Below are 25,594 nucleotides of genomic sequence, written 5' to 3'. Positions count from 1 at the left end.
CGCTACCGCGCCGGGGCCTGCCGGCTCCGCTCAGACGCCAATGTCGCGCTGGCGCAGCACGAGTGCCGTCACCGCCGCGACGAGCAGGGAACCGCCGTAGAACGCGAGGAGCGCAAGCGGCGGGGCCCCGTTCGTCATCGGGTAGTTTCCGAACGCCCAGTAATAGGGCGAGAGTCCGTGCAACCACTCGAGGTCGGCGCTCTGGTTGCCGAGGGCGTTGAAGACGTAGCCGACGACCGCGACGAACGCTCCGGCGCCGATGCCCCACACCTTGCGGCCCGTGAGCGCGCCGCCGAGCATCGCCACACTGCCGCAGAGCAGCACGAGGCCCGCGAAAAGCAGGCAGGTCTGGGCCAGGTACCCGACGTCGATGCCGAGCTGGCTCGGGCCGTTGAGGAGCGCGATGAGCACGAACATCAGGGCGGTGATCAACAGGACCTTCAGCACGAGCGCCGCGAACCGCTCCACGACCACCTGCACCCGGGTGACGCCGTGGGCGAGGGTCAGCTCGAGCTGGCCGGATTCCTCGTCGCCGCCGAGCATGGCCGCGCCCCAGCCGATCGAGGCGATGCTCATCAGCAGGAACCCGATCAGGCCGAAGACCGTCGCCTGGGTGTAGCCGGCCCCGGTGCTGATCTGGTCGTAATTGAGGGTACGGATCAGGGCCCGCGGCAGCGAGTCGATGAGCTTCTGCATCTCGGACGTGCCGATCATGCTCGGGTAGAGCGGCAGGTAGAGGAAGATCGCCGCCGCGATGCCGATTCCCCAGCCGAGCAGGGCTCGCCGGCCGTCTGCGAACGCCTTGCCGAAGATCGGCAGGGGCGCACGGCGGACATCCGTCTCCGTGGACGCGGTCATTTCGGTTCCTTCCTTTCCGCTCGGGACCCGCGGGCGGTTCGGGTCGCCCGGGAGGCCCTGTGCGACTCTGCGGAATCCTCCGGCGCGGTGTAGAGCGCGAGCACGGATTCCTCGAGGTCGGGTTCCTCGAGAACGAGATCCGTGAGGTCGAGCGTGGAGACGGCCTGGATGAAGGGCTGGATCGCACCCTCGAGGGTTGCGGTCGCCTCGGTGGCTGCGGCCCCAGCGGGGCTGGTGACGGCCATGCAGACGAGCCCGGCCATGCCGTCGAGCCGGCCCAGCCGCTCGGAGAGGTCGGCGGGGCGGATGCCGGTGGCCGTCATCCGCAAGTGACGCACGGCCGTTTGGCGCAGTGCCTCGACACTCGCGACGGTGATGATGCGCCCGTCCCGGAGGATCGCGACCTCGTCGGCGGCCTGCTGGATCTCGCTGATCACATGCGAGGACAGGAATACGGTCTGGCCGGCGTCGCGGGCCTCCTTGACGAGCAGCAGGAACTCCTGCTGCATCAGGGGGTCGAGCCCGCTCGTCGGTTCGTCGAGCACGAGGAGTTCCGGCTCGTGCATGAACGCCTGCACGATGCCGAGCTTCTGCTTGTTGCCGCGGGAGAGCTTGCGCACCGGCTGTGCGAGGTCGAGATGGAACCGTTCGGCGAGTTCTTCGATGTGCCCGGTGCGGACGGGACCGGAGATGTCGGCGTAGTGCTGCAGGAGCTTTCGTCCGGTGATGCGGCCCTCGAGGATGAGTTCTCCGGGCAGGAAGCCGATCCGCCGGCGCAACTCGGGGCCGGCGTTGCGCGAGTCGGTGCCGAGAACGGTCGCGTGCCCGGAGCTCGGCCGGATGATGTCGAGCAGGGCGCGCATGGTCGTGGTCTTGCCCGCTCCGTTGGGGCCGATCACGCCGAAGACGCTGCCGCGGGGAACCGTGAAGGTCACACCATGGAGGGCCTGGGTGCTGCCGAAGCGCTTGGTGATCTCGACGGCCTGGATCGCGGCATCCGTGGGCGGGGACGACGCCCCGGGATGTGGCCAGCTCGCTGTTTCGACGTGACTCATCGGGTGTCCTCTCGACTGGGGTATTCCTTGGCCGGCATGGGCTCTGCCGGGGGTGCCGCAGCGGGCTCCGGCGTTGCCGCGAGCGCCTTCCGGGTGACGTTCAGCACGGTCTCGTCGGTGTAGAGCCCGTGGGTGTACAGCTCGACCGACGGCAGCGCGAGCCGCCGCATCGTCTCCTGGCCGAGACCCAGGCCCTCGAAGCCGAGCGACCGGGCGAGGTGTGCGCTCATCGTCATCATCGCCAGGCTCGTCGTCGCGATCAGGACCGCCACCGCGCGCGGGTCGGAGGAGGGGTTCATGGTTCCGTCCGCGATTCCGGCCCGGATGATCGCCTCGGTCTCGTCGACGATGGTGTCCACGAAGGTCCGGCCTGCCGCCGTCTCCTCCGCGATCGCCCGCGACAGGTAGGCGACGTCGACCTCGTATTCCGCGGGGTTCGCGAGGTATCCCTGGATCACGGCCTGGAGTCCCGCAGGGCTCGCCTTGTCGCGGGCCGCGGCCAGCATGGTGCCGATCACGAATTCATCGCACTCCCCGCGGAGGCGCTCCTTGCTGCCGAAGTGATGCACGACGAGGCTCGCGCTCACGCCGGCGGTGGCGGCGATCGCCCGCAGGCTCGATTTGCGGAAGCCGTCCTGAGCGAAATGAACGATCGCGGCATCCCGGATCAAGGCGCGCGCCGTGAGGTCCTCCGGTGGAGAGGGACGAGCTGTACGCATGTTCAACATGCTAAACACTTGTTCAGTGTGGGTCAAGGCCCTCGGTGCGTGACATGCCGGAGCCCGGGTGCTCGCCCTGCAGCCTGCAGGGCGAGCATCCGGGCTCCGGGACTTCCCGGTTGACGATCAGCCGACGGTGCTGCTGAGCGTTCCGATCCCCTCGAGAGTGATGTCGACGCGATCACCGGGATGAACGGCGACAAAGGTGTTCGGAGCACCGGTCATGATCACATCCCCGGGTTCCAGGGTGAGCCAGCGCGTCACGTATGCGAGTGTCGCGGCAACACTCGACGGGAGGTTGAACGACCCGGACCGGGCGCGCACCTCACCGTTGATCGCGACCTCTGTGCTCACGTTCTCGGGGTCGGCCACCTCGGTCTCGATCCAGGGGCCGAGCGGTGTGTAGTTGACTCCACTTTTGCTCTGGAAGTTCTTTTCGTCGACGGGCACCTGATCGACGTTCGTCACGTCGTTCGCGACCGTGAATCCGAGAACGTAGTCGAAGGCGTTTTCTACAGTGAGCGCGGTAGCCGATCGCCCGATGACGACGGCAAGTTCTCCTTCGACGTTGACCGTTCCCACGCCACGCTGAGCCAGGATCTCGTCGCCAGGCCCCGCGACGGTGTGTGCCGATTTCTGCCAGGCCTGAATGGGCAGGACGTGGTTGTTGTTGGTGAGGTTATGAGCAATTCCGACGACGAGGCCGGGTTGCACCGGGGCAAGGAGCACGGCACCGTCCATGGGTGTCGAGTCCCCGGTGAAGATGATTTCCCGGGCGAAAGGATCGATGATGAAGTCCCAACGATCGTCCACGGCCACCGCAGAGCGGGGCCCTTCTGGAGTTTCGAGTCGTGCTATCCGCATGCTGTGCTTTCTGATTTGGTCGAATGAGGAGAGAAGCTGCGTCAGCTGCCGACACGTGCGAGGAATTCCTTGTGCGACACCATGTGTTCGGGACGTGTCTCAACCTGAACCGCGCTGTCGAACAGTGCGTCGTTGAGAAGCGTCAGGTCACGGCCGCGGGTCTCGGGTGTCACGAAAGTCGTTGCGAACGTGATCGCGGCGAGGATGAAGACATAGATGGCCAGCGGCCACCAGGCCCCACCGCTGGCGCCGATGAGGAAAGCACCGAGGACCGGCGCGATCCCGCCGGCAAGGATGGCACTGAATTCCCGTGACGTCGCAACACCGAGATACCGGTGTTGGTTGCCGAACATTTCAGGAAGGAGCGCGCACTGCGCGCCGAGCATGGTGTTGACTCCGAGGCCGATTGCAACGGCGATCACGATGATGACGATTACAGGGTTTCCGAGCGACAGCAGCCACCAGCCGGGGAAGGCAAGCACCAGAAGGACCGCCGCGCCGAACCGGTAGACGGGGACCCGTCCGAAGCGATCAGAGAGGTGACCGGCGAACGGAACCGTCACCATCCCGACCAACGATCCAACCGCGACGGCGAGCGGGCCGATCCACGTGCCGACTCCAACGGTTGTGACCACGAAACTCACGGCGAGAGTGCTGAAGATATAGGAGCCCCCGTTCTCCGCCATCCGCAGGCCGATTCCACGCAGAACCGAGGGGAATGAGCCGCGGAAAACCTCGCGGAGGGGACTCTCGGCAACCTGATCCTGCTTTTCGAGAGTGATGAATGTCGGGCTTTCCCGCAGGCGCATCCGGATGAAGACGGCGACACCGATGAGCAGGATGGAGGCGAGGAAGGGAATGCGCCACACTCCCGCGAGCAGGACCTCCGTGGGGAGGGTGCCGAGGTAGACGAACACTCCCGCGGCAAGCAAGGTTCCTGCCTGAATCCCAATGAAGGGGAGGGCCGCGAAGAAGCCGCGTCGGCGAACGGGTGCGTATTCGGCCATAAGGACCGTCGCGCCCGCCTGTTCGGCGCCAGCACCGAAGCCTTGCAAGAGCCGGAGCAAAACCAGGAGAGCCGGGGCCCACAGGCCGGCCTGCTCATAGGTCGGCAAGACGCCGACGAGAGTGGATGCGCCACCCATGATGGCGATCGTCGTGAGTAGAACCCATTTACGACCGAGCTTGTCGCCGATCGTGCCGAAGAAAAGCCCCCCGAGTGGACGTGCGGCGAAGGCCACCCCAAAGGTGGCGAAGCTCGCGACCAGGGCAACGGCAGGTGTGAGGTTGGAGAAGAATACCTTGCTGAAGATCAGGGCCGACGCGAGCCCGTACAGGGCGAAGTCGTAATATTCCAGCGCACTGCCCACGCTTGATGCCAAAGTGGCCCGACGAAGATTCGCCGCGTAATCCGGATCCGAAGCCCCACTGGAACCGCCCGGTTGATTCTCACTGCTCACGATGTCTCACCCTCCATTGGATGACCCCTGAGTCGAATGAATTACTCGGAATTCACCCAAGTCGAGGCGTCGATGCGGGCGTCTGTGCCCGTAGGAATGATGCTACACCCGGCTGAACAGAGTTCGGCATTCTGAACGATTATTTTTCGACAGGAACAATCGTCGGTCGCGTCAGCTCCGCTGCCGCCATCCGAAGAGCCGCCAGGACGCGCGCCCGCTCCTCCGGTGAATCATTCGGGTGCACCAGCGACGCACCGATTCCGAACGATGGTTCTCCGCTTCGCGTCGAAGGGACGAGGACTGCCAAACCGACCACGCTCAAGTGGATCTCACCCTCATCGATGGCATATCCGCGCTCACGCGTCATCTTCAACTTCCGCTGCAACGTCTCCAGGTCCTTCGTTGAACGATCAGTGAAAGTCACGAGTCGATTGGGGTCCGCGTACAGCGCTTCAACCTCGTCCGGTGGTAGTTCCGCGAGGAGTACCGTACCCACCGCGGTCGCTGACGACGGGTAGCGATCTCCGACGCCCGCAGACAACGGGAACCGCTCCCTCCCTTCGTACGCCGCCAGATAGAGGACCCTGGCTCCGTCCAACATTGCAATCTGCACAAGTTGTGTGGTGAGCACCTCCGACTCCTCGCAGATCCGGTAGAACTCCCGAATCTGGTCGAACCCCGCGAGGTAAGCGCTTCCGAGCTCGACCGCGCGTCTGCCCAGTAGATATCCTCCACCGCTTCGCCGGATGAGCCCGCCCTCTTCGAGCGACGCACACAGATTGGACGTCGACGACTTGGCTATACCCAACTCTCGCGCGATATCGCTCAAGGAACGGGCGCGGCCGGGCGAGAGCGCGAGCAGATCGAGGATCCTGACCGCCTTCAAGACTGCCGGCGCCTGAGCACCCTTTTCAACCTCGATGACGCTCATTCCGCTTCCTCCTTGGCGCCGCGCTGCGCCGCATGGCGGCAGCCGAAACACACCCCGATGGTACCAGTCGCCCACTTTCACGGGGCGACCACCATCCACAGTGGTGAATGCGGTTCTGTATGCTGTTCAAATGTCAACGTTGCCCCCCGCCGAATCAGGTCCTGTATCCGTGGGAATGATCGGGCTGGGAAACATGGGGTTGCCCATGGCCCTGAACCTGCTCCGCGCCAGCGGACCGGACAGGCACATCCGCAAAGTCACGGTCACGGGGCGATCACGAGAACGTTCTGCGGCGCTACTGGCAGCCGGAGCGGCATGGGCAGGCACGCCGCGCGAACTCGCGGAGCAGTCGGACGTCCTCATCCTCATGGTTCCCGATTTGCCTCAGGTGGAGGAAGTTGTTTTCGGGCCAGACGGCGTCGCCGAAGCGTCCACGGAGCTTGTCGTGGTCGTCTCGGCCACGGTCTCAGCTGCCGGACTGCGCACGGTCGACGCTCGACTCCGTCACGGCACGCACGGGCGAATGGTTCTTGTCGACGCCCCCGTCAGCGGCGGCACCGAAGGCGCGGAAGCAGGAACACTCTCGATCATGGTCGGCGGCGACGTCGAACCCGTCGCACGCGTCCTGCCGGTCCTCAGCGCCTGTGGGTCCCCATTGAGACTGGGGCCACTTGGAGCCGGCGCCGTCGCCAAAGCCTGCAACCAGCTCATCGTCGCTGCGACAATGAGCGCGATCGCCGAAGCGAGCGTGATCGCCGAACGCTCAGGCCTTGACCTTGGCGCCCTGTTGGACCTTCTCCAGGGCGGCTATGCGGGCAGCCGCGTTCTGGAGACGAAGGGTCGACGGCTCGTCGAGCGCGACTACACGCCAACAGGGGCGGCCAAATTCATGGTCAAGGACCTGAGTTTCGCGGCAGACGCTGCTGCAGATACCCGCACGGTGGCCCCGACCCTGGCCGCCGTGCGGGAATCCTTCCTACGGTTGACCGAAGCGGGCCTCGGAGACCAGGATCTCGCCGTCATCCACCGATACGTCGGCAGTCTTTGATTTCATTGGTCGAGGCTTCGGCAGCTACTGAGACACCGCCGGAACCCGCAGGGACGTGACCGCAGCGGCAACAATTTCGCTGACCCCTGCGGCGATGTCGACGACGGTTCCCTCCTCGGTGTCGCAGAGCGGCTCAAGAGTACGGAGTTGGGACTCCAAAAGCTCAGGCGGCATGAAATGTCCTCCGCGGTCGCGGAGGCGCGCCGCCAGTAATTCAGGAGTACCAGAAAGGTGCACGAAGTACGTTCCAGGCGCCTCGGCACGAATCGCGTCCCGATAGCTCCGTTTGAGCGCGGAGCATGCAATGACGAGCCCCTGGCCATCGGCTCGCGCGGCGGAAAGGGCGCCGCCGACGAGCGAGAGCCACGGCATCCGGTCCGCGTCGTCGAGGGGACGGCCTGCGGCCATTTTGGCAATATTGGCCGCGGGGTGGAGCACGTCGCTGTCGATGAACGACTCGCCGATGGCCCGCGAAAGCTGCTCACCGACTGTCGACTTGCCCGCACCGCACACTCCCATCACGACGACAAGCGGATGTTGGACGGAGTTGATCATGGCGTTCTAGTCCCGTTCTTCGAAGCTGAGTAAGACCTTGCCGGATGCAGCGGGGTCGCGGGCGATTTCGAAGGCCGCAGCGGCCTCACCAACGGGGAAGACCTGGGTCACGATTCCGCCGACGTCGAGGGAGCCGTCGGCGAGAGCGGCCACGACCTCGTCGATCTCGTCATTGAACCGGAACGATCCGACGAGTTCCAGCTCGCGGACGATCGCCAGCGAGATCAGGGCCGGCTGCTCGCCGGACGGCAGCAGTCCGACCATCACGATGCGTCCTCCACGGGTGGCACCGCGCACCGCCGATTCGAGTCCCCGGTAGTTGCCGGACGACTCGATCACGATATCGGCGTCGACGCGCGCAATCGCGTCCGCATCGGTGGCGAGGAGCGTTTGGGTCGCACCGAGCAGGCGCGCCCTCGACAGGGGCGGCTCGACCGTGTCGACCGCGATGATCTCCGCTGCGCCATGGTGCCGCAGCACGGCGATCACGAGCGACCCGATCGGACCGCACCCGACAACGAGAGCTCGTCTGCCGCGCACCTCGCCTGCTCGCCCAACGGCGTGCCACGCAACGGCGGCCGGTTCCACGAGAGCGGCGTCGCGAAGCGACAGCCCCTTCGGGAGTTTCCGCAGCATCCGGCTGGGCAGCGCGACCCGCCTGGCAAATGCACCCGACCGGTGCGGGAACCGGGCAGCACTGCCGAGATAGGTCCCGCCCGGTGCAAGATTCGGCCGCTCGATCGGATAGCGACTGCCATCACCCGGCCCCGGCGTCAGGGGGTGTACCGCGACACGGGTCCCGGCAACGGGTCCGGATCCGTCCGCGGCCGACGTGACGACCGTTCCGACGATTTCATGCCCGAGCAGAAGCGGCTCTCGGAGAATGGATTCTCCGGCCGCCCCATCGAGCCAATAGTGCAGGTCTGATCCGCAAATGCCACCGAAGGCGACCTCAACGACCGCCTCATCAGCCTCAGGCCGCGGCTCTCCGATGGCCTCGACCCGAAGGTCTCCCTTGGCGTGGGCGACAACGCCGAGAACGCCGGTGTGAATATTCGACATGTTGGACTCCTCTGTCCTGTGAATGTGGTTCCGTTCGCTGAATCCGCTGTGTGCAGCCCAGGTTGCTGACCGGGTCTCGTCACACCACGGCGGTCATTCCGCCGTCGACGAAGATCGTCTGCCCGTTGACGAAGTCCGACGCGGGCGACACGAGGTAGATCAGGGTGCCGACCAGGTCTGCGACATCGCCCCAGCGTCCGGCAGGTGTTCGCGTGCGCACCCAGGAGCTGAAGGCCTCGTCCGCGACCAGAGCCTTCGTGAGCTCTGTCGCGAAATACCCGGGCGCGAGGGCGTTCACTTGGATGCCGCTGACCGCAAGGTCAGCACACATGCCCTTCGTCAGCATCGAGATTCCGCCCTTGGTCGCAGCGTATGGCGCAATGCCTGCTCGCCCGAGCTGGCTTTGCACCGATCCGATATTCACGATCTTGCCGCTGCCGCGGGTCACCATCCCTCGAGCGGCCTGCTGGCCGACCAGGAATGCACCGGTGAGGTTGGTCGCGACGATGTCGTTCCAGTCAGTGAAGGTGAACTCGGTGAACGGGGCCCTGCGCTGAATTCCGGCGTTGTTGACCAGGATGTCCAGCACACCCCACTCATTCTCGATCGCCGCGATTCCATCGGCGACGGCGGCCGGGTCGGTGATGTCGAAGGTGGCTGCGATCGTTTCCACCCGGCCGGATTTCTCCAGCCCGGAGCGGGCCGCGTCAACCTGATCGCGGTTGCGTCCGTGGACGACAACCCGCACTCCCGCGTCCGCGAGGCCGCCCGCGAGCGCAAGTCCGATTCCTCGGCTCGATCCCGTGACGAGTGCCGTCTTCCCCGAGACGTCAAATAGCGTGTTCATCAGTTCTCTCCTGTGTCTTTCAGTAGAACTCGACGGTATCGACCCGGTTTATCAGGGGTTGTCCGTCGAGGAAGCGAGTGGCATTGCGGGTGAAGAGCTCGGCGATCAGCCGGTCCTCTGCAGCGTTGAGAGCGGCGGTGTGCGGGCTGACCAGGACGTTCGGCAGATCCCAGAATGGGCTGTCGGTGGCGAGGGGTTCTTCGGCGAACACGTCGAGGGCCGCGAACCCGACCCGGCCGTTCCGCAGCGCACGCAACAGTTCGTCCTGGTCGATGACGGTCCCACGTCCCACGTTCACGACGGTCGCGCCCGGCTTGATCCGGGAAAAGAAGTCGCTGCCGAAGAGTCCGTTGGTCGCAGCGGTCCCGGGCAGGGTCGCGACGACAGCATCCAGCTCGTGCGCCACGGAGGGGATTTCTTCGGGCTGGATGAAGCGGGAGACTCCCGGGATGTCCTGCGAGCCACGGGTCGTGCCGATCACGCGTGCGCCGAGTGCGGCAAGACGGGAAGCGACTCCGGCACCGATGCCACCGAGACCGGCGACAAGGACCGTCTGCTCACTCACAAGCCCCATGGTCCAGCGGCCACTCCAGGTGTGGTCGTGCTGCTGGGCAAGGAGGCGCGGCAATGACTTGGCGCCGGCGAGCACCCCGAAGAGTGCGAATTCGGCGAGGGGACCGCCATGCACACCGGCGGAAGTCGTGAAGGCAACCCGTTCCAGCTGCGCCGCGCTGAGCTCTGCGGCGGCAACCTGTCCGCCGCCGCCCGCCGCCATGGTTTGCACCCAGCGCAAGCGCGGGTTGACTCCGACGGTCTTCTTCAGTGCCGCGGAATCGACGTCCGGGATGCCGTAGAGCACGTCCGCGCTATCGACGAGGGCCGTGAAGCGCTCCTGCTGCGCAGCAGTGCGGTGGAAGGAAGGGTCGCCGTTGAAATCGCCGGGATGGCGCTGCGGGGGCAACAGCTCCTGATCGCGGATGAGCTGCAGGCGGGGTTCACCCGTTTCGATGCGGTGGCATAGTTCCTCGGACAGTGGAGCCGCGACAACGACTCGAAGGCGAGTATCTGATTCGATCACTGTATTTACCCTTTTCTGCGCCGAATAGGGGTCGGTGTGCGGCGCTCCTGAATGTCAAGCTGCATCCATCCTACTGAACAGAGTTCGCTAGAGTGAACGACATGTCAAACCAACGTAGTTTTCCTGCTGCAAATTCGCTTACTGTCGGAGTCATTGGATTGGGAGTGATGGGCCGCCCGATGGCTGCAAGCCTCCTGCGCAGCCCTGCAGCCTCCTGGAACGTTGTCATCAGCGACCGAGGACGCGAACGCTATTCCGAACTCTTGGATTCGGGAGCCTCCTGGGCGGAATCCCCGCGGCGGCTCGCTGAACAGGCCGACATCATCGTCGACATGCTCCCGGACCTTCCGCAACTTGAACAGGTTCTGAACGGCCCCGACGGTATCGTTTCGGGTATCACGACCCCCACTTTGTTGGTGATTTCCTCCACGTCCTCCGCGTCCGGCATCCGTGAGCTCGCGGACAGGCTCGCAACTGAGACCAACGGTCTCCTCCACGTCGTCGATGCCCCTGTGAGCGGCGGCGAAGACGGTGCGGTCGCGGGGACACTCTCGATTATGGTCGGCGGCAGCGCTGACGATGTCGACCTCGCACTGCCCGTGTTACGGGCCATCGGGACCCCGGCGCACCTCGGTCCGCTCGGTGCCGGCGCAATCGCCAAGTTCTGCAATCAACTCATCGTGGCGGCGAATATTCTGGCGCTCGGCGAAGCTGCGGTCCTGGCGGAACGGAGCGGCCTCGACCTCGGCGCCCTCTTCGACCTTCTCGAAAACGGGTACGCGGGCAGTCGGGTCCTGGACAGCCGGAAGCGGCGTATCGTCGACGCGGACTATCGCCCGTCCGGAGTCGCCAGGTACATGATCAAGGACCTCCGCTACGCACTCGAAGAAGCCGATCGAACCGGCACCGATGCCGCTCAGCTACGTCTGCTGCTCGACACCTTCACCGATCTCACCGCACACGGTTTCGGCGACCAGGACATTGCGGTCACGCGGGCCTATGTCGAGTCGAAGAACCCGCCACCGGTCGCAGTCGCCTGACCGCACCCTGATGGTCCGATGTCTGCCGCACACCGGGCAGGCACCGGCTGAGAGTCACGCCCGCTCATCAACAGTCCCACTGTGGGAAAATCAGGTGAACCCTGGAGGTTTCCCATGTCAACCATTCCCACAGCACTTCCCGTCCTGCCGGCGTCCGTCCACCTCGCCCCCGGCGTCGGCGGGCTCCCCATCGTCCGTGTCACCGGCCGCGCCGGGTCGGCCGAGGTGTACCTGCACGGTGCGCACGTCGCCTCCTGGGTTCCGGCCGGCGGAGCCCCCGTGCTCTGGATGAGCGCGGCGAGCCGGTTCACCCCGGGCACCGCCATCCGTGGCGGCATCCCGATCTGCTTCCCCTGGTTCGGTCCAAACGCAGCGGATACGACGGCGCCGGCCCACGGGTTCGCCCGCGTGACCGAGTGGCAGCTGTCCGGCGCCGCCGAGGTCGCTGACGATGTGGTGCTGACCTTCCACCTGACGGACTCGCCCGCGACGCGCGCGTCGGCGTGGCCGCATCCGTTCGAGGCCCGCTACACCGTGACCGTCGGTGCGACGCTCCGCCTCGAGCTGACCGTGACCAACCGGGACACGGTGGCCGTGAACGTCGAGGAGGCGCTGCACAGCTACTTCGCGATCGACGACATCCACCGGACGACGGTCGCCGGGCTCGAGGGCGCCCCGTTCCTCGACAAGGTCGCGGGCGGCACGCTCGAGCCAGGGGCCGACGGCCCCGTCGGCTTCGTGGCGGAGACCGACCGGGTCTACCCCGGCACCACGGCCACCACGGTCATCAAGGACGGGACGCGCAGCATCGCCGTCGCGAAGACCGGCTCCGAGAGCACCGTCGTCTGGAACCCATGGATCGACAAGGCCGCGGCAATGGCGGACTTCGGCTCCCAGGAATGGACCGGCATGGTCTGCGTCGAGACGTGCAACGTGGGCGCAGACGCGATCACCCTCGCCCCCGGCACGAGCCACACGATGACAGCGGAGTTCACCGTCACTGAAGCAGCTTGAGAGTCACCTTTCCGGTCGAGAGTGACCGCTGTAACGGGCACTCTCGACCGGAAAGGTAGTGGTCAGGAGGCGGTCGGGGAGACCGGGGCGTCGCGGAGCAGCCAGCCGATGGCGTCCGCGGCGCTCCACCCTTCCGGATGTGCAGCGAGGAGCACGGCGGCCCCGTCGATGTCGTTGCCGAGCGTCAGCAGCGGCGCCTCGACGTAGCCGGTCTTGCGGGTCTGGCCGAGGCCGACGGTCGCGGTGAGCGCGTTGCAGAGGCAGGCGCGGCCGGCAGCATCCTCGGCGGTGCCTCCCTTGCGCACGTACATGTGCACGGGTTCGCTCGGGCAGCGGAACCCGACCGTGCCGTCCTTCTTCGCATAGGGCTCGCGCAGGTAGCTGAGGTCGCAGAGACGCACCCGGTCGGCGTAGACCGCCGGTTCGGACAACGTGCCCGGCAGCTGGGCCACCTTGAACGGGAATCCCGTCGGCGAGGCGGCGGCGTCGGTGCGGATCGAGAGCTCCGTCGCGTCGAGGCGGCCGAGCACCTGGTCGCGCAGTTCGGGGGCGAGGCCGGACTCCTGGCTGAGCGCGAACAGGGTGCCGACCTGCACGCCCTGTGCTCCCGCGGCGAGCGCGACGGCGAGGCGTTCCGGCTGCCCGTAGCCGCCGGCGAGCCAGAACGGCAGGCCGAGTTCGGCGATCTTGACGATGTTCGCGTCGTCGCGCGGGCCGTAAATCGGCTGGTCGTCGTCGTCAAGGGTGAGCCGGCCGCGCGGGGGCGCGTTGTGCCCGCCTGCCGTCGGGCCCTCGATGATGAACCCGTCCGGGCGGATGTCCGCATCGCGCGCGAGGTAGAACGCGAGCACGTGCGCCGAGACGATGGCGAGGAAGAACGGGCGGAGTAGCGGCGGGAAGGTCTCCGGCGTCAGCCCGAGGACGTCGACGGGATCCACGCTCACGGTGTGGACGGCATCCGCTTCGGCCCCGTGCACGTCGATGTCGATCGTGCCGACCCGGCCGGCGGCGAGCTCATCGAGGAGGTGCGGGATCTGGCGCGGGATGCCGGCGCCCATCAGGACGTAGTCGACCCCGGCGAGCATTGCGCCGAGTGCGGCCGGCGGGGTCGCCATCTGCACCTTCTCCATGTAGTTGATCCCGACGATCCCGGTGTGGCCCTCCTTGGCCAGCCAGACCTCGGTGAAGTTGCCGAGCACGCTGAGCTCCTGCTGCTCGCGGGTGGGCTTCAGGGACAGTTTGGGTACGGGAAGGTACGGCTCGCCCTCCGCGCGGCCCTCGGCCTGGAAGTAGCGCTCGAGAACGGGCCCGACCAGTGCGGGAACCGGGAACGCGGCGAGCGCCCGGCGGATGTGTCCGCCGGCGTCGCCGTCCTGAAGCCTGCGTGTGAGGACGGAGTCGAGGGCGACGCCGGAGACGACGCCGAGCTGGCCGGTGCGGGCCACCGCATTGGCGAGCCGCCAGGACGAGACGGCCATGCCCATGCCGCCCTGGATGACCACGGGCAGTGTTCTGTCGGACAAGAGGGCCTCCGTCGATCTGCGCCGGGGCGTCCGCCGCGAGAACGGGGGTGCCACTGCAGTCGCTGAGACCGGGGGTGATCAGTTGCAGGGCGCAGGGCAATCGTAACTCACGGCATATTCCCGAATCGGGTTGCATTCGGGCCGCGACCCCGTGACCGGGATACCGGATCGTGGCAGACTCGATGAGTAAGACGGAGATGGAGGCTGGCCTGCACCCGCGCCAGAGTCTGCGGGCAGGCATGTGATGACACACCATGTGAGACAACGCTTGTAAGCGAAAGGACGCTTGACATGAGTTTCATCGGATTTCTACTTCTCGGCCTGATCGCCGGCGCGATCGCCAAGGCCATCCTGCCCGGCACCCAGGGCGGCGGCTGGTTCGTGACCCTGCTCCTCGGAGTGGTGGGAGCGATCCTCGGCGGCTGGCTCGGGTCCCTCCTCTTCGGCGTCGGCATCGGCGATTTCTTCCAGCTGTCCAGCTGGTTGCTCGCCATTGCAGGGTCGATCATCGTGCTGCTGATCTATGGCGCCGTCGTCAACCGGAGGCACACCGCGTAGCGGCGGCCGCACACGCCCGGTGCATCACCACCGTCACCTGCGCTGCCCGCCTCAGAAACGGCAGCCGCGACTCTAGCGGTGCTCTGACACCGCGGTAACGTCGTGCAGGTGATGCACCGGGTCATGCACGAAGTACTGTCCCATCGTCGTCACAGTGAACCGGGCGCCGTCGCTGCGCCTGCCGACCCGACCGAGTTCGGCGGCGGGGACCGCGGTAAACGCAACGGCCGCGGATGCCGCGGCCTCGGCCAGTTCGACGGCGACCCGTTCCGGGGCCTGCTCGCCGTACCGTTCCGCCACGGCCGTCGCGTCCTGGTCCCAGTTCGGGAACAGGGGGTCGTCCTCCGAGCGCATCAGCGCGAGCCGGACGGTGAAAATACGGAACACATCGCGAACATGGGCGGCGTACTCCAGGGCGGACCAGGTGTGCTCGCTCGGCCGCACCGCGACATCCGCTCGCTCGAGCACGGGCAGCCAGGCCGCGGCGTTCTCGCGGATCAACCGTGGGATGTCCTCGAAGACGACATCCGCGGCGACGAAACCGCACTCGGGGCAGGGGCGCTCGAGCACCCAGGTCCAGTCCTTGGTGTCCGGGGGAATATTCATGCCGCGAGCCTACCAATCCGCTGTGAGGTTCATTCCGAACTACTGGCAACCGCACCCCCGCGGTCTCTACCAGGAGGAAATCTCATGCGCACTTCACCGAACCGCCTCGTCGCCACCGTCTTCGGAGCCGTCTACCTGCTCGTCGGCCTGCTCGGCTTCGCCGTCACGGGTGGGGTCAGCTTCATCGCCACCCAGGGCGGGCTCCTGCTCGGCCTCTTCGCCGTCAACCCGCTGCACAACGTCGCCCACCTGCTGATCGGCGCCGCACTGCTCATCGCCGGCCTCTCGGGCGTCACCGCGGCCAAGTCCGTCAACACCACGATCGGCGCGGTCTACCTGCTCCTCGGCATCGTCGGGTTCTTCATCGCTGGCTCGGAGCTCAACATCCTCGCCCTCAACACGCCAGACCACTTCCTGCACCTCGCCAGTGCGATCGTGCTGCTCGGTGCGGGCCTCGCCGCCGACAAGGTCGTCCGCCACTCCGCGGTCGCCTGAACCGCCGGCCGCTCCACACCCGCATTCGCCACGCAGCACGCCGCACCACGCATCCACGAACAGGAGCTTCGATGACCCCGATCAGCCGCCTCTGGCTCTCCTCTGCCGCCATCGGCGCGGGAACGATCCACCTCGCCGTGGGTGCGAGCGCCCCGGTGCTCCTCATGATCACCCTGGTCGGGCTCGGCGCTGCCGAGCTCGGCTGGGGCGCCGTAACGCTGGTCCGGGGGCGGGCACTCGCCCCCGGGGCAGCGCTCTTCGGAGCCCTGATCCCTGTCTTTGTCTGGGGCGCCGTCGCAACCCTCGGCAGCGGCCTCGGCGTGCCGGCGACCGCGACCGGCCTCCCGCTCCAGCCGATGGCCACCGCAACCCTCTTCGACCTCTTCCTGGCCGGCTCCCTTGCACTCGCCCTGCGCCGCACCCGCCGCGCCGCCAGCACCGGCACCACCACCACCGAGCGCGTTCCGAATTCAGGAGTTCAGGCCGAATCCGGCGCGAATCGCCCCGAGCCAACCCGAATCAGGCACCACGTCCTGGATTCGGCACACACCCCAGCGGGTGAGACGGCCGGCGGGTGGCGCTTCCTCGCGGCTCTCACGCTCGCCGCCCTCGTCGTCTCCGGGCTCACCACACCGGCGCTGGCCGCGACGGATGCCGGCGCGCACGCCGTCCCGCACGGCTCGCACGGTCTTCCCTCGGCCCCGACCCCCGAGACCCCGGCCGGCCACCACCACTAGCCGCGGGTCAGGACGCGGGCAGGGCGCCCTGGCTGCCCATGAACCGCTGCACGTCCTCGTCGACGATGATGTCGCTCGGCCGCAGCGGCCGGGTGAGGTAGAGCCCGTCGAGGCCGGTCAGCCGGCTGAGGGCAACGTAGGTCTGGCCGGGGCTGAAGACCCTGGTGCCGAGGTCGACGATCGCCCGTTCGTACGTCGCGCCCTGGGACTTGTGGATGGTGACCGCCCAGGCCAGCCGCAGCGGGAACTGGGTGAACTCGGCGACGACGTCCCTGCTGAGCTTCTTCGTCGCCTGGTTGTAGCTGTACTTGTACTTCTCCCACACGGCCGGCTCCACCTCGTGCGTCGTGCCGTCGATCTCGACGTAGACCGTCGAATCCACCTTCGTGACCGTGCCGATGCTGCCGTTGACCCAGCGCGCGCCGCCGTCGAGCGGAGAGTCGTTGCGCAGGAACATCACCTGGGCGCCCACCTTGAGCTCGAGCACCGCGTCCGCTGGATAGGTGCGGCCGCCGAAGTCACCGGTGACCTCTGCCTTCGCGGTGAGCGCCTTGCCCGGCAGTCGCTTGAGCGCGGCCGCGTTGATCCGGTTGACCGCGTCGTTGCGGGTGGCGAGGGTAATCACGCCCTCTGCAGGCGGGGTGCGGGCGCCCGCTGCGTTGAGCGCGCCGCCGATCTCCGCGGTGACCTGCCCGTAGCGCACGGCGTTCAGCATGTGCCGGAAGTCGGCATCCCGCTGCCGGTGCACCTCGGTCAGTTCGAAGATGCGCAGTTCAGCGCCCTTCCAGACCTTCGCGTCGAAGAACCACATCGACCGGTAGGTGTCGGTGAAGTACGCCCGCTCGTCGGAATCGCCGGGGACGGGCGCGAGCTGGTACGGGTCGCCGAACAAGACGATCTGCACGCCGCCGAAGCTGTCGTTCGGGCGCTGCCTGGCCTGCCGGAGGCTGCGGTCGATCGCGTCCATCAGGTCGGCGTTGACCATCGAGACCTCGTCGATCACGACGGTGTCGATCGTGTTGAGCAGCTTCTTGACCTGGTCGTTCTGGTCGATCGCGTGGTCGGCGATGACCCCGATCGGCAGCCGGAAGAGCGAATGGATCGTCTGCCCGCCCACGTTGAGCGCCGCGACACCGGTCGGGGCGGCGATCACGATCTGCTTGCTGGTGTTCCACGACAGGTGGTTCAGCAGCGTCGACTTGCCGGTGCCGGCGCGCCCCGTCACGAAGACATTCTGGCGCGTGTTCTCGATGGCCTGGTAGACCTCGGCCTGCTCACGCGACAACGAAATCGGGGACACGGGTCGCTTTCAGTAGGAATGGAGGGAACATTCCACTGTATCCGCCCGGGCCGGTGCCGGGGGCGGATGCCGGGCATCCGTGGACATCGCAGCTCCCGTCCCGCACCCACGCACGCCGGCACCTCAGAATCGCGCCCGTAGAATGTGGACGTGAGCAACCGCGACCGCACGGCCCCGCGCGACCGGGGCCGAACCCTCGTCGCCGTCGTCGTGGTTGTCGTCCTCCTCGTCGCCGCGCTGTTCGCGGCGATCGGTTCGCTCAACCGCGAGGTGTACAGCGCGGGTGGTTTTGTGCGCCAGTACCTCGACGCCCTGGCCAGACACGACACCGCGAGCGCACTCACCCTGCCGGGGGTGACCCCGACCACGGCAGAGCTGACGGCGGCGGGCCTGCCGACGGAACTTCCCGACACGCTGCTGCGGGCATCCGTGCTCAGTTCGATCACCGCGATCAGGCTCGTCAGCGACACCGTGCAGCCGGACGCCGCCGACACAGGCACAGGCACCGGCACCGCCGAGGTGCACAGCGTGATCTACGCCTTCGACCTCGACGGTGCTCCGGAGACGATGGAGTTCCGGGTGGCCAGGGCGGGAACGTACGCGGCGGTCTTCGACTCGTGGCGCTTCGACACCAGCCCCCTCGCGGTGCTCGGCGTCACGGTCTTGCACGAGGCGAGTTTCTCGGTCAACGGCCTCACCCTCGACACGCGCGCGCACGCGGCGGCCGACGCCCCGGTGACGTTCTCGAACCAGGCCGCGTACCTCGCGTTCGCCCCGGCCCGGTACACGATCGCGCACGAGTCGGCCCTGCTGACCGCGGCGCCGCAGTCGGTTCCCGTCACGCAGTCCGGGGCGACGGATGTCTCGGTCGACGCCGAACCGAACGCGTCCTTCGTCGGGCAGGTCCAGTCGGAGCTCAACGCCTTCCTCGATTCCTGCGCGACGCAGACGGTCCTGCAGCCCTCGGATTGCCCCTTCGGGATCGAGATCAACGACAGGGTCAAGTCGGTGCCGACCTGGTCGATTCCCGAATACCCGGCCGTGACGCTCGCCGCCGGGGACACCGCCTTCGACATGCCGGCGACGGCAGGCAGGGCGCACATCAAGGTCGCCGTGCAGTCGCTCTTCGACGGGGACCTCAGCACCCGGGATGAGGATGTTCCGTTCGCGGTCGCGATCCAGGTCGTGGTCGGGGCCGACGGGTCGCTCGCGATCCAGCTCCGCTGACCGATTCCGGCAGGGACTAGGGCTGCCGGGTGTCGCGCGAGGCGAGCCGCTCGAGCTGGGCGTTGTAGCGGATGAGCTCGGCCTCGCCGGTCCGGTCGGCGTTGCGGTCCTTGCGCCGGGTTTCCTTCTCGTCACTGCGGGACCACTGGATCGCGACGGCGATCGCCAGCGCGATCGTCGGGATCTCGCCGACGCTCCAGGCGATGCCGCCGCCCAGCTGTTGGTCGGCGATCGCACTGACCCCCCAGGTACGGCCCATCGCGCCGTACCAGTCGGCGAGGAGCAGGCCCGTCCCGGTCATCAGGGCGACCCCGAAGAAGGCGTGGAACGCCATCGTGCCGAGCAGCAGCAGCAGCCGGAAGGCGTAGGGCAGCCGGTACGGCACCGGGTCGATGCCGATCAGGGACTGCACGAACAGGTACCCGGTGATCAGGAAGTGCACGACCATCCACTCGTGCCCGATATGGTCGGTCGTCGCCCAGCTGAACAGGTTCGAGTAGTAGAACACCCAGAGGGAGCCGGCCCAGAGCACTGCGGCGACGATCGGGTTCGTCAGGACGCCCGCGTACCGGGAGTGCACCGCGAGGAGGATCCACTCGCGGGCTCCGCGGCTCTCGTCGGTGCGCTTGTGGATGGCCCGGGCGGCAAGGGTGATCGGGGCACCGGGCACGAGGAACACCGGCACCAGCATGGTGAGCGCCATGTGCATCAGCATGTGCGACGAGAACAGATACTTCGCGTACAGGTTGGCGCCGCCGTTGGTGATGTAGAAGAGGATGAGCATCCCCACCACCCAGGACACGGTCCGGTAGACAGGCCAGGAGTCACCGCGCTTGTGCAACCGGTAGACCCCGGCCAGGTAGAAGAAGATCCCGAAGGCGCAGAACAGCACCCAGGCCAGGTCGAAGTCCCACTCGGTGAAGTACCGGGCGAAGGTCAGCTCTGGCGGCAGCAGCTCGCCGGTGAGGATCTGCGCGGGGGTCGAGGTGGCGACCTGGGTCGCCACGACCTGGGCGACCGGGGTCGCGGTACGGGCGAGCGCCGCAGCAACCCCTGAGGCGAGTCCCATGAAAGCGAGCTCGCCGACCACGAGCCACCAGAACCAGGTGCCCGCGCTGCGGCCGGCGGCGCCCGGTCCCGCGAGCGTGGCCCGGCGCATCCGCTCGACGAGGAACCGGCGCTGCAACACACCGAAACCGCCGAGCGTGATGAGGGCGACGACCTTCACGAGCACGAGGATGCCGTACGGCGTCAGAAGCCGGTCGATGCTGCCGATCCGCAGTTCGGCGCTGACGTAACCGGAGGCCGCGACGACGATGAAACTCACGAGGGCGAGCGTCGAATACCGGCCGATGACGGCGTTGATACGCGTGCCCTCGAGCTGTTTGCGGAGCACGACGACCGTCAGGAGCCCGCCGAGCCAGATCGCCGCGAACACGAGGTGCAGTCCGAGTGCCGTGATCGCGACGTCGTGGCCCTGGCTGCCCGCTGCGTGGCCCTGGAGCGCCATCGGAACGAGGGCGCCGATCGCGAGGGCCGTGACGAAAACGAGCCCGGTCTGGCTGCGCACCGCGAAGCACAGCACCGTGACGCCCGCGGCGATGAGCGTGGTCGCGAGCCAAGCCTGGCCGAGTTCGATCTGGCTGAAGAACTGGCCGGCGGTCGCGCTGAAGCGGTCGTCGAAGGCCAACGGGACATCCGTCACCTGCAGGAAGGTCAGGAACCCGGTGAGAGCGGAGGCGGCGGTGAAGAGTGCCGCGGCTCCCGCGGCGAAGTCGAGCGAGGTGCCGTATGCGTTCTCGCGGGGGCTGAGCGCGAAGCAGGCGAGCACGAGGGCGCCGATCGTGCCCGCAGCACCGAGGTTGACGAGCAGCTTCGCCACCGGGAGTCCCCAGCGCACGAGCGGCCCCGGGTCTGCGAGCAGTTGCGCAGCAGCGCCGCCGCCGTAGGCGAGGGCCAGCAGGGTCGAGAGCACGGCCACCAGGAGGAGGGCTGCAGGACCAGAGATCCGCACGAGACGAGGCACGGCTCCAGCTTAACCGGCCAGCCGGGTGGGTATGCCGAGAGCGGATGCCACGGACCGGACGCAGAGGAGGGCGCCGGCCGAAGCCGACGCCCTCCTCTGTATGAAGCAGGTGAAGCAGATGAAGCGGGTGAAGCAGGTGGAACGGGTGCCGATGTTACTTGGCGGCGGCCTTCAGCTTGCTGCCGGCGGTCAGCTTGACGCGGTGGCCTGCTGCGATGGCGATTTCTTCGCCGGTCTGCGGGTTGCGGCCGGTGCGCGCCGCGGTGGCGGTGCGCTCGACGCCGAGCCAGCCCGGGATGGTGACCTTGCCGTCGCTCGCGACGGTTTCGGCGAGTGCGGCAAAGAATGCGTTGAGCACGCTGTCGACGGCAACCTGGCTCTGGCCAGAGTCTGCGGCAACCTTGGCAACGAGCTCGGTCTTGTTCAGCGACTTGTCAGCCATTGAGTGTCCTCCTCGGACCTTCGTCTGTAAAAAACAGGTATGCGGGTAATGCGGGCGACGCCAGAAGGCGCATCCGTTGGTCGGTTGGACCGCGTTGAATCTAACAGAGTTCCGGGAACTTCCGCGTATTTCCGGCGTTTTTCGGCATCTTGGGGCGCTTTTTGCCCTTCCGGGAGTGCCATTTCCGCTGTGCGCGGAATCCGGGGTCCCTCGACGAGACATCCGCCCGGGTACGAGAAAGGGGATGTCGACCGAAGTCGACATCCCCTCATTCGCGGAACCGGAGTTCAGCGAAGCGATTCAGCGGGTGTTACCAGCTGGACTTGGTGATGCCGGGCAGCTCGCCGCGGTGCGCCATGTCGCGGAAACGCACGCGCGAGATGCCGAACTTGGAGAGGTGGCCACGGGGGCGACCGTCGACGGCGTCGCGGTTGCGCACGCGCACCGGCGAAGCGTTGCGGGGAAGCTTCTGGAGGCCGAGGCGGGCTGCCTCGCGCGACTCGTCCGTACCGGACTCGTCGACGAGGGCCTTCTTCAGCTCCAGGCGCTTGACGGCGTAACGGGCAACAACGATCTTGCGCTGTTCGTTACGGGCGATCTTGCTCTTCTTGGCCATGTGTTAGCGCTCCTCTCGGAAGTCAACGTGCTTGCGAACTACGGGGTCGTACTTCTTGAGCACGAGACGGTCGGGGTCGTTACGACGGTTCTTGCGGGTCACATACGTGTAACCGGTGCCGGCCGTCGAGCGGAGCTTGATGATCGGGCGGACGTCATGCTGCTTGGCCATTAGATTTTCTCCCCACGGGCGAGCAGGTCCTTGACGACCGACTCAATGCCACGAGCATCGATAACCTTGATTCCCTTGACCGAGAGGGTCAGGGTGACGTTACGGCGCAACGAAGGCACGTAGTACTTTTTGGTCTGTACGTTCGGGTCGAAACGACGCTTGGTGCGTCGGTGCGAGTGCGAAACGTTGTGTCCAAAGCCGGGAACGGCTCCGGTCACCTGGCAGGTTGCTGCCATGGTTCTCCTCCAATACCGAAGGGCGAATGCCCTTCCCAAGATCTCTTGTCGGCCGGGCACAGCAGTTCCACTTCACTGGTTCAGGAAGCGAAGCCGATGTATTCCGGCAGTGCACGCAAAGATATGCGCAGCAACCGCCAACTCTACGGGTCGACGGGTGTCCGCGCAACTCCGCTCAGGCGATGGCGGCGGCGGATGCCGCGGTGCACGCCGCGCACAGGCCGAACACGTCGACGACGTGGGCGGCCTGGGTGAAGCCGTGCTCGGCGGCGACGTTCTTCGCCCAGGTTTCGACGGCATCCGCTTCGATTTCGACGGTGAGGCCGCAGTGCCGGCAGATCAGGTGGTGGTGGTGGTCTGTCGTGCTGCAGGCCCGGTAGAGGCTTTCGCCGTCGGGCGACTGCAGGCAGTCGGCCTCGCCTTCGCCCGCGAGGTCGGCGAGGGCGCGGTAGACCGTCGCGAGTCCGATCGGGGATCCGGTGGCGTGCAGGCGGGTGTGCAGGCCCTGCACGCTCACGAATCCGACCGTGTCGCTGAGGGCGGTGCGCACGGCCTCGCGCTGCCAGGTGTTGCGCTTCATGACTCCCACCCTAGGCTCGCCCGGGCGGCGGCACGACCGGAAGCCGGCCGGGTGGGCAGGGCGGCGGTCCGGGAACTGCCGGCCCGGGAGCGGATCTGACGCACGGCGAGAGCCAGGAGGAAGAACGCTGCTGCGGTGAGCGCGATCGCGGGCCCGGCGGCGACGTCGAGGGCGCGCGAGAGCAGTACCCCACTGATCCCGGCCGTCGCCCCGAGGACGGGTGCCGCGATGAGGATCTGCCCCGCGGTGCGGGCGAGCAGGCGTGCGGCGGCCGCGGGGGCTGCGATCAGGGCGATCGCGAGGATCGCGCCGACCGCGGGCATCGCGGTCACGACGGTCGCGGTGATGAGGCCCAGGGTCAAGAGTTCCATCGGCCATTCCCGGTATCCGGCCGCGCGGTATCCACTCGCATCGAAGGTCGAGAACAGCAGTTCCTTGCCGAAGAAGACGATCACCAGAACGGCGACCACGAGGACGCCGCCGGCGAGGCCGATGTCGGAACCGGTCGTGGTCAGGATGGATCCGACGAGGAACGAATCGACGTGAACGGGCAGCGACGGGTTGAGCGCCTGCAGGAGCACCCCGAGCGCGAAGCCCGCCGTGAGGACGATGCCAGAGGCCACCTGGCTGCCCTGGCGGCGCACCCGGCCGATCACGGTCATGATTCCGACGATGGCGATGCTCGCGACGAAAGCCCCGAGCGGAATGCTCAGCCCGAGCATGGCCGCGGCGACCGCGCCGGGGAAGGTGGCGTGGGTGAGGGCCTGGGCGAAGAAGGTGCGCCGGCGCAGCACGACAAGGGAGCCGACGAGGCCGCAGAGTGCGCCGATCACGGTCGCGGCGATGAGGGCGGTGCTGAAGTAATCCATCAGAGCACCGCCGCGGGCCGAGGCTGCGGCGCGCGCAGCCGGTCGAGCAGGAGTCGGCCGACGAGGGCGAGGGCGTACCCGGCGACGAGTACGAGCACGACGGTCGCGCCGCTCGGCAGGTTGATGCCGGCCCCCACGGATGCCACATAGCCGAGGGAGAGGCCGAGCCACGCCGCGACGGCGGCGAACACCGCCGCGACCGGGAACAGCAGCCACAGGCGCACGGTCACGAGCCGTGCGACCGCGCCGGGAACGATCAGCACCGCGAGCACGAGCAGGGTTCCGACGGCGCTCGACGCGGCGACGACGACGAGCGCGATCGCCACGTTGAGCACGAGGTCGAGCACGAAGGGCCGGTAGCCGACGGCGGAGAACCCGGTGCGGTCGAAGGCGCGGAAGAGTTGCTCCTTGAGTGTGACTCCCACGAGGAGGAGGGCGATCGCGCAGATCACGATCGTCTGGACGACCTCGACCACGCTGATCGTGAGCAGCCGCCCGAACAGGAGCTGTTCGAGCTGGCCGACGTAGTTGGTCTGCCGGGACACGACGATCACGCCGATGCTGAACATGGCCGTGAACACGATCGCGATCGCGGCGTCGACCGGCACAGCCTTGCGCATCAGCACCGCCAACACGATCGCAGTGAGCACTGCCGCGACGATCGCCCCCGCGAAGAGGCCCTCACGGCCGCCCCAGACGAACCCGATCGCGATGCCGGGAAACACCGCGTGGGTGAGCCCATCGCTGATGAATTCGAGCCCGCGCAGGTTGACCAGCACGCCGACGATGCCCGCGACGAGGCTCAGCACGAGGAGCATCACGAGGGCGCGGGACATGAACGGCAGGGAGAAGGCGTCGAGAAGCGCGCCCCAGGCATCCACTCAGTGCCCCGTGTGGCTGGGCACGACGACGGTGTGCTCGTCGAGTTCGACCCCGACGGACCGGAAGGTGCGCTGGACGTTCTCAAGGCTGAGCACCTCGTCGAGTGGGCCGAAGGCGACCTGGCCGCCGTTCAGCAGCAGGACCGATTCGCAGACGTCGCGGGCGAGTTCGAGGTCGTGCGTCGAGATGAGCACGGCAACGCCGTCGGCCTTGAGTCGCTTCACGGTGTCCACGAGCGCGTTGCGGTTCTCCTGGTCGAGGCCGTTGAACGGTTCGTCGAGCAGGAGCAGGCGGGGCCCGGATGCGAGGGCGCGGGCGAGGAGGCCGCGCTGCTGCTGGCCCCCGGAGAGTTCGCCGAACCGGGTCCTGGCGCGTTCGGAGAGGCCGACGGCCTCGAGGGCCGCTGCGACGTGCGCGCGGTCGCGTTTGCCGGGCAGGCGCAGCCAGCCGAGGGAACGGTATCGCCCCATCATGACCACCTGTTCGAGGGTGACCGGGAATTCCGGGTCGAGCTCGTCGGCCTGGGGCACGTACCCGACCGCGCCTGCGGGGGCCGGGGATTCACCGAGCACTTCGACCGTGCCTGCTGTGCGATGGATCAGGCCGAGCACTCCCTTGAGTAGGGTCGACTTTCCCGAACCGTTCGGCCCGATCAGGGCGACGGCCTCACCCGCGCGCAGGTCGAAGGCGACGTCTTCGAGCGCGGGCGTCTGGGCGTATGCGAAGGATGCCCCGGCCACGTGGAGGGCGAGCGGCGCGGCGGTCCGCGGTTGAGAATCGTTCTCGTTCACGTGT

General features: G+C 67.2%; 29 protein-coding genes. 7 read left to right on the top strand and 22 right to left on the bottom strand.

All coding sequences use genetic code 11. From position 1 onward, the window contains the following. Nucleotides 1-30 precede the first annotated feature (30 nt). The 6 genes from E3O50_RS04035 to E3O50_RS04010 form a co-directional block, all read right to left on the bottom strand. A complete protein-coding gene (locus E3O50_RS04035) occupies nucleotides 31-858 on the bottom strand; it encodes an ABC transporter permease subunit (protein ID WP_134448450.1) in 828 nt (275 codons plus the stop codon). Next, a complete protein-coding gene (locus E3O50_RS04030; protein WP_134558145.1) occupies nucleotides 855-1,913 on the bottom strand; it encodes an ABC transporter ATP-binding protein in 1,059 nt (352 codons plus the stop codon). The genes E3O50_RS04035 and E3O50_RS04030 overlap by 4 nt, the downstream gene beginning before the upstream one ends. Then, entirely contained in the window at nucleotides 1,910-2,632 is a 723-nt protein-coding gene (locus E3O50_RS04025) for a TetR family transcriptional regulator (RefSeq protein WP_134558144.1), read from the bottom strand. The genes E3O50_RS04030 and E3O50_RS04025 overlap by 4 nt, the downstream gene beginning before the upstream one ends. A 126-nt stretch (nucleotides 2,633-2,758) precedes the next feature. Next, a complete protein-coding gene (locus tag E3O50_RS04020; RefSeq protein WP_134448456.1) occupies nucleotides 2,759-3,496 on the bottom strand; it encodes a fumarylacetoacetate hydrolase family protein in 738 nt (245 codons plus the stop codon). A 41-nt stretch (nucleotides 3,497-3,537) separates the two neighbouring features. Further along, complete coding sequence (locus tag E3O50_RS04015; protein ID WP_241975193.1) at nucleotides 3,538-4,866, bottom strand: MFS transporter; 1,329 nt, start codon at nucleotides 4,864-4,866, stop codon at nucleotides 3,538-3,540. Between the two features lie 229 nt (nucleotides 4,867-5,095). Then, nucleotides 5,096-5,887, bottom strand: coding sequence for an IclR family transcriptional regulator (locus tag E3O50_RS04010; protein ID WP_134448460.1), 792 nt, complete (start codon nucleotides 5,885-5,887; stop codon nucleotides 5,096-5,098). 130 nt (nucleotides 5,888-6,017) lie between these two features. Between E3O50_RS04010 and E3O50_RS04005 the strand changes: the two genes are divergently transcribed. Continuing rightward, a complete protein-coding gene (locus E3O50_RS04005; RefSeq protein ID WP_134558143.1) occupies nucleotides 6,018-6,935 on the top strand; it encodes an NAD(P)-dependent oxidoreductase in 918 nt (305 codons plus the stop codon). Between the two features lie 24 nt (nucleotides 6,936-6,959). On the opposite strand, the gene E3O50_RS04000 is transcribed toward E3O50_RS04005, so the two are convergent. The 4 genes from E3O50_RS04000 to E3O50_RS03985 all read right to left on the bottom strand — a co-directional run bounded on the left by E3O50_RS04000 (nucleotide 6,960) and on the right by E3O50_RS03985 (nucleotide 10,360). Further along, a complete protein-coding gene (locus E3O50_RS04000; RefSeq protein ID WP_134448464.1) occupies nucleotides 6,960-7,490 on the bottom strand; it encodes a gluconokinase in 531 nt (176 codons plus the stop codon). Nucleotides 7,491-7,496: 6 nt separating this feature from the next. Further along, nucleotides 7,497-8,552 (bottom strand): L-idonate 5-dehydrogenase, encoded by a 1,056-nt coding sequence (locus tag E3O50_RS03995; RefSeq protein WP_134558142.1) that lies wholly within the window; start codon nucleotides 8,550-8,552, stop codon nucleotides 7,497-7,499. A 79-nt stretch (nucleotides 8,553-8,631) separates the two neighbouring features. Then, on the bottom strand, nucleotides 8,632-9,399 hold the full coding sequence (locus E3O50_RS03990; protein WP_134558141.1) for an SDR family NAD(P)-dependent oxidoreductase: 768 nt from the start codon (nucleotides 9,397-9,399) through the stop codon (nucleotides 8,632-8,634). A 19-nt stretch (nucleotides 9,400-9,418) separates the two neighbouring features. Next, nucleotides 9,419-10,360, bottom strand: coding sequence for a D-2-hydroxyacid dehydrogenase (locus E3O50_RS03985; RefSeq protein WP_241975191.1), 942 nt, complete (start codon nucleotides 10,358-10,360; stop codon nucleotides 9,419-9,421). 218 nt (nucleotides 10,361-10,578) lie between these two features. Between E3O50_RS03985 and E3O50_RS03980 the strand changes: the two genes are divergently transcribed. Then, nucleotides 10,579-11,517 (top strand): NAD(P)-dependent oxidoreductase, encoded by a 939-nt coding sequence (locus E3O50_RS03980; RefSeq protein WP_134558139.1) that lies wholly within the window; start codon nucleotides 10,579-10,581, stop codon nucleotides 11,515-11,517. 114 nt (nucleotides 11,518-11,631) lie between these two features. Beyond that, complete coding sequence (locus E3O50_RS03975; protein WP_134558138.1) at nucleotides 11,632-12,531, top strand: D-hexose-6-phosphate mutarotase; 900 nt, start codon at nucleotides 11,632-11,634, stop codon at nucleotides 12,529-12,531. A 62-nt stretch (nucleotides 12,532-12,593) separates the two neighbouring features. On the opposite strand, the gene E3O50_RS03970 is transcribed toward E3O50_RS03975, so the two are convergent. Next, nucleotides 12,594-14,054, bottom strand: a complete 1,461-nt coding sequence (locus tag E3O50_RS03970; RefSeq protein WP_322136854.1) for a nitronate monooxygenase — start codon at nucleotides 14,052-14,054, stop codon at nucleotides 12,594-12,596. Nucleotides 14,055-14,345: 291 nt separating this feature from the next. Between E3O50_RS03970 and E3O50_RS03965 the strand changes: the two genes are divergently transcribed. After that, a complete protein-coding gene (locus E3O50_RS03965; protein WP_134448476.1) occupies nucleotides 14,346-14,612 on the top strand; it encodes a GlsB/YeaQ/YmgE family stress response membrane protein in 267 nt (88 codons plus the stop codon). A gap of 72 nt (nucleotides 14,613-14,684) precedes the next feature. On the opposite strand, the gene E3O50_RS03960 is transcribed toward E3O50_RS03965, so the two are convergent. After that, on the bottom strand, nucleotides 14,685-15,218 hold the full coding sequence (locus E3O50_RS03960) for a DinB family protein (protein ID WP_134558137.1): 534 nt from the start codon (nucleotides 15,216-15,218) through the stop codon (nucleotides 14,685-14,687). Between the two features lie 84 nt (nucleotides 15,219-15,302). On the opposite strand from E3O50_RS03960, the gene E3O50_RS03955 reads away from it, so the two are divergent. Further along, a complete protein-coding gene (locus E3O50_RS03955) occupies nucleotides 15,303-15,713 on the top strand; it encodes a DUF4383 domain-containing protein (protein ID WP_134448480.1) in 411 nt (136 codons plus the stop codon). Between the two features lie 71 nt (nucleotides 15,714-15,784). Further along, nucleotides 15,785-16,450 carry a hypothetical protein gene (locus tag E3O50_RS03950; RefSeq protein WP_134558136.1) on the top strand — a complete coding sequence of 222 codons (666 nt, stop codon included), beginning with the start codon at nucleotides 15,785-15,787 and terminating at the stop codon, nucleotides 16,448-16,450. Between the two features lie 7 nt (nucleotides 16,451-16,457). Here E3O50_RS03950 and E3O50_RS03945 read toward each other — a convergent pair whose 3' ends face one another. Beyond that, on the bottom strand, nucleotides 16,458-17,750 hold the full coding sequence (locus E3O50_RS03945) for an AAA family ATPase (protein ID WP_134448484.1): 1,293 nt from the start codon (nucleotides 17,748-17,750) through the stop codon (nucleotides 16,458-16,460). Between the two features lie 150 nt (nucleotides 17,751-17,900). Here E3O50_RS03945 and E3O50_RS03940 point away from each other — a divergent pair, with 150 nt between their 5' ends. Further along, complete coding sequence (locus tag E3O50_RS03940) at nucleotides 17,901-18,977, top strand: hypothetical protein (RefSeq protein WP_134558135.1); 1,077 nt, start codon at nucleotides 17,901-17,903, stop codon at nucleotides 18,975-18,977. A gap of 16 nt (nucleotides 18,978-18,993) precedes the next feature. Here the strand turns inward: E3O50_RS03940 and E3O50_RS03935 are convergent, their stop codons facing one another. The 9 genes from E3O50_RS03935 to E3O50_RS03895 all read right to left on the bottom strand — a co-directional run bounded on the left by E3O50_RS03935 (nucleotide 18,994) and on the right by E3O50_RS03895 (nucleotide 25,590). After that, nucleotides 18,994-21,003, bottom strand: coding sequence for a cytochrome c oxidase assembly protein (locus E3O50_RS03935; RefSeq protein ID WP_174774570.1), 2,010 nt, complete (start codon nucleotides 21,001-21,003; stop codon nucleotides 18,994-18,996). A 154-nt stretch (nucleotides 21,004-21,157) separates the two neighbouring features. Beyond that, nucleotides 21,158-21,445 (bottom strand): HU family DNA-binding protein, encoded by a 288-nt coding sequence (locus E3O50_RS03930; RefSeq protein WP_134448488.1) that lies wholly within the window; start codon nucleotides 21,443-21,445, stop codon nucleotides 21,158-21,160. 310 nt (nucleotides 21,446-21,755) lie between these two features. Next, a complete protein-coding gene (gene rpsN / locus E3O50_RS03925; protein WP_134448490.1) occupies nucleotides 21,756-22,061 on the bottom strand; it encodes a 30S ribosomal protein S14 in 306 nt (101 codons plus the stop codon). 3 nt (nucleotides 22,062-22,064) lie between these two features. Beyond that, the gene (gene rpmG / locus E3O50_RS03920; protein WP_092322741.1) at nucleotides 22,065-22,232 is read right to left on the bottom strand and encodes a 50S ribosomal protein L33; all 168 of its coding nucleotides are present in this window, start codon (nucleotides 22,230-22,232) and stop codon (nucleotides 22,065-22,067) included. After that, complete coding sequence (gene rpmB, locus E3O50_RS03915; RefSeq protein ID WP_134448494.1) at nucleotides 22,232-22,468, bottom strand: 50S ribosomal protein L28; 237 nt, start codon at nucleotides 22,466-22,468, stop codon at nucleotides 22,232-22,234. The genes rpmG and rpmB overlap by 1 nt, the downstream gene beginning before the upstream one ends. A gap of 175 nt (nucleotides 22,469-22,643) precedes the next feature. Further along, nucleotides 22,644-23,048: a transcriptional repressor gene (locus E3O50_RS03910; RefSeq protein WP_134558134.1), complete on the bottom strand. Its 405-nt coding sequence runs from the start codon at nucleotides 23,046-23,048 to the stop codon at nucleotides 22,644-22,646. Next, nucleotides 23,045-23,917, bottom strand: coding sequence for a metal ABC transporter permease (locus E3O50_RS03905; protein WP_134558133.1), 873 nt, complete (start codon nucleotides 23,915-23,917; stop codon nucleotides 23,045-23,047). The genes E3O50_RS03910 and E3O50_RS03905 overlap by 4 nt, the downstream gene beginning before the upstream one ends. Then, a complete protein-coding gene (locus tag E3O50_RS03900; protein WP_134558132.1) occupies nucleotides 23,917-24,798 on the bottom strand; it encodes a metal ABC transporter permease in 882 nt (293 codons plus the stop codon). Before E3O50_RS03900 ends, E3O50_RS03905 begins: the two co-directional genes overlap by 1 nt. After that, nucleotides 24,799-25,590: a metal ABC transporter ATP-binding protein gene (locus E3O50_RS03895; protein WP_134448502.1), complete on the bottom strand. Its 792-nt coding sequence runs from the start codon at nucleotides 25,588-25,590 to the stop codon at nucleotides 24,799-24,801. Nucleotides 25,591-25,594: the final 4 nt, after the last annotated feature.

Source organism: Cryobacterium sp. MDB1-18-1 (genome assembly GCF_004402735.1).
Lineage (GTDB): Bacteria > Actinomycetota > Actinomycetes > Actinomycetales > Microbacteriaceae > Cryobacterium > Cryobacterium glucosi.
Note: the sequence above shows the minus strand (reverse complement) of the source record. Positions and strands in the feature narration are given on the sequence as shown.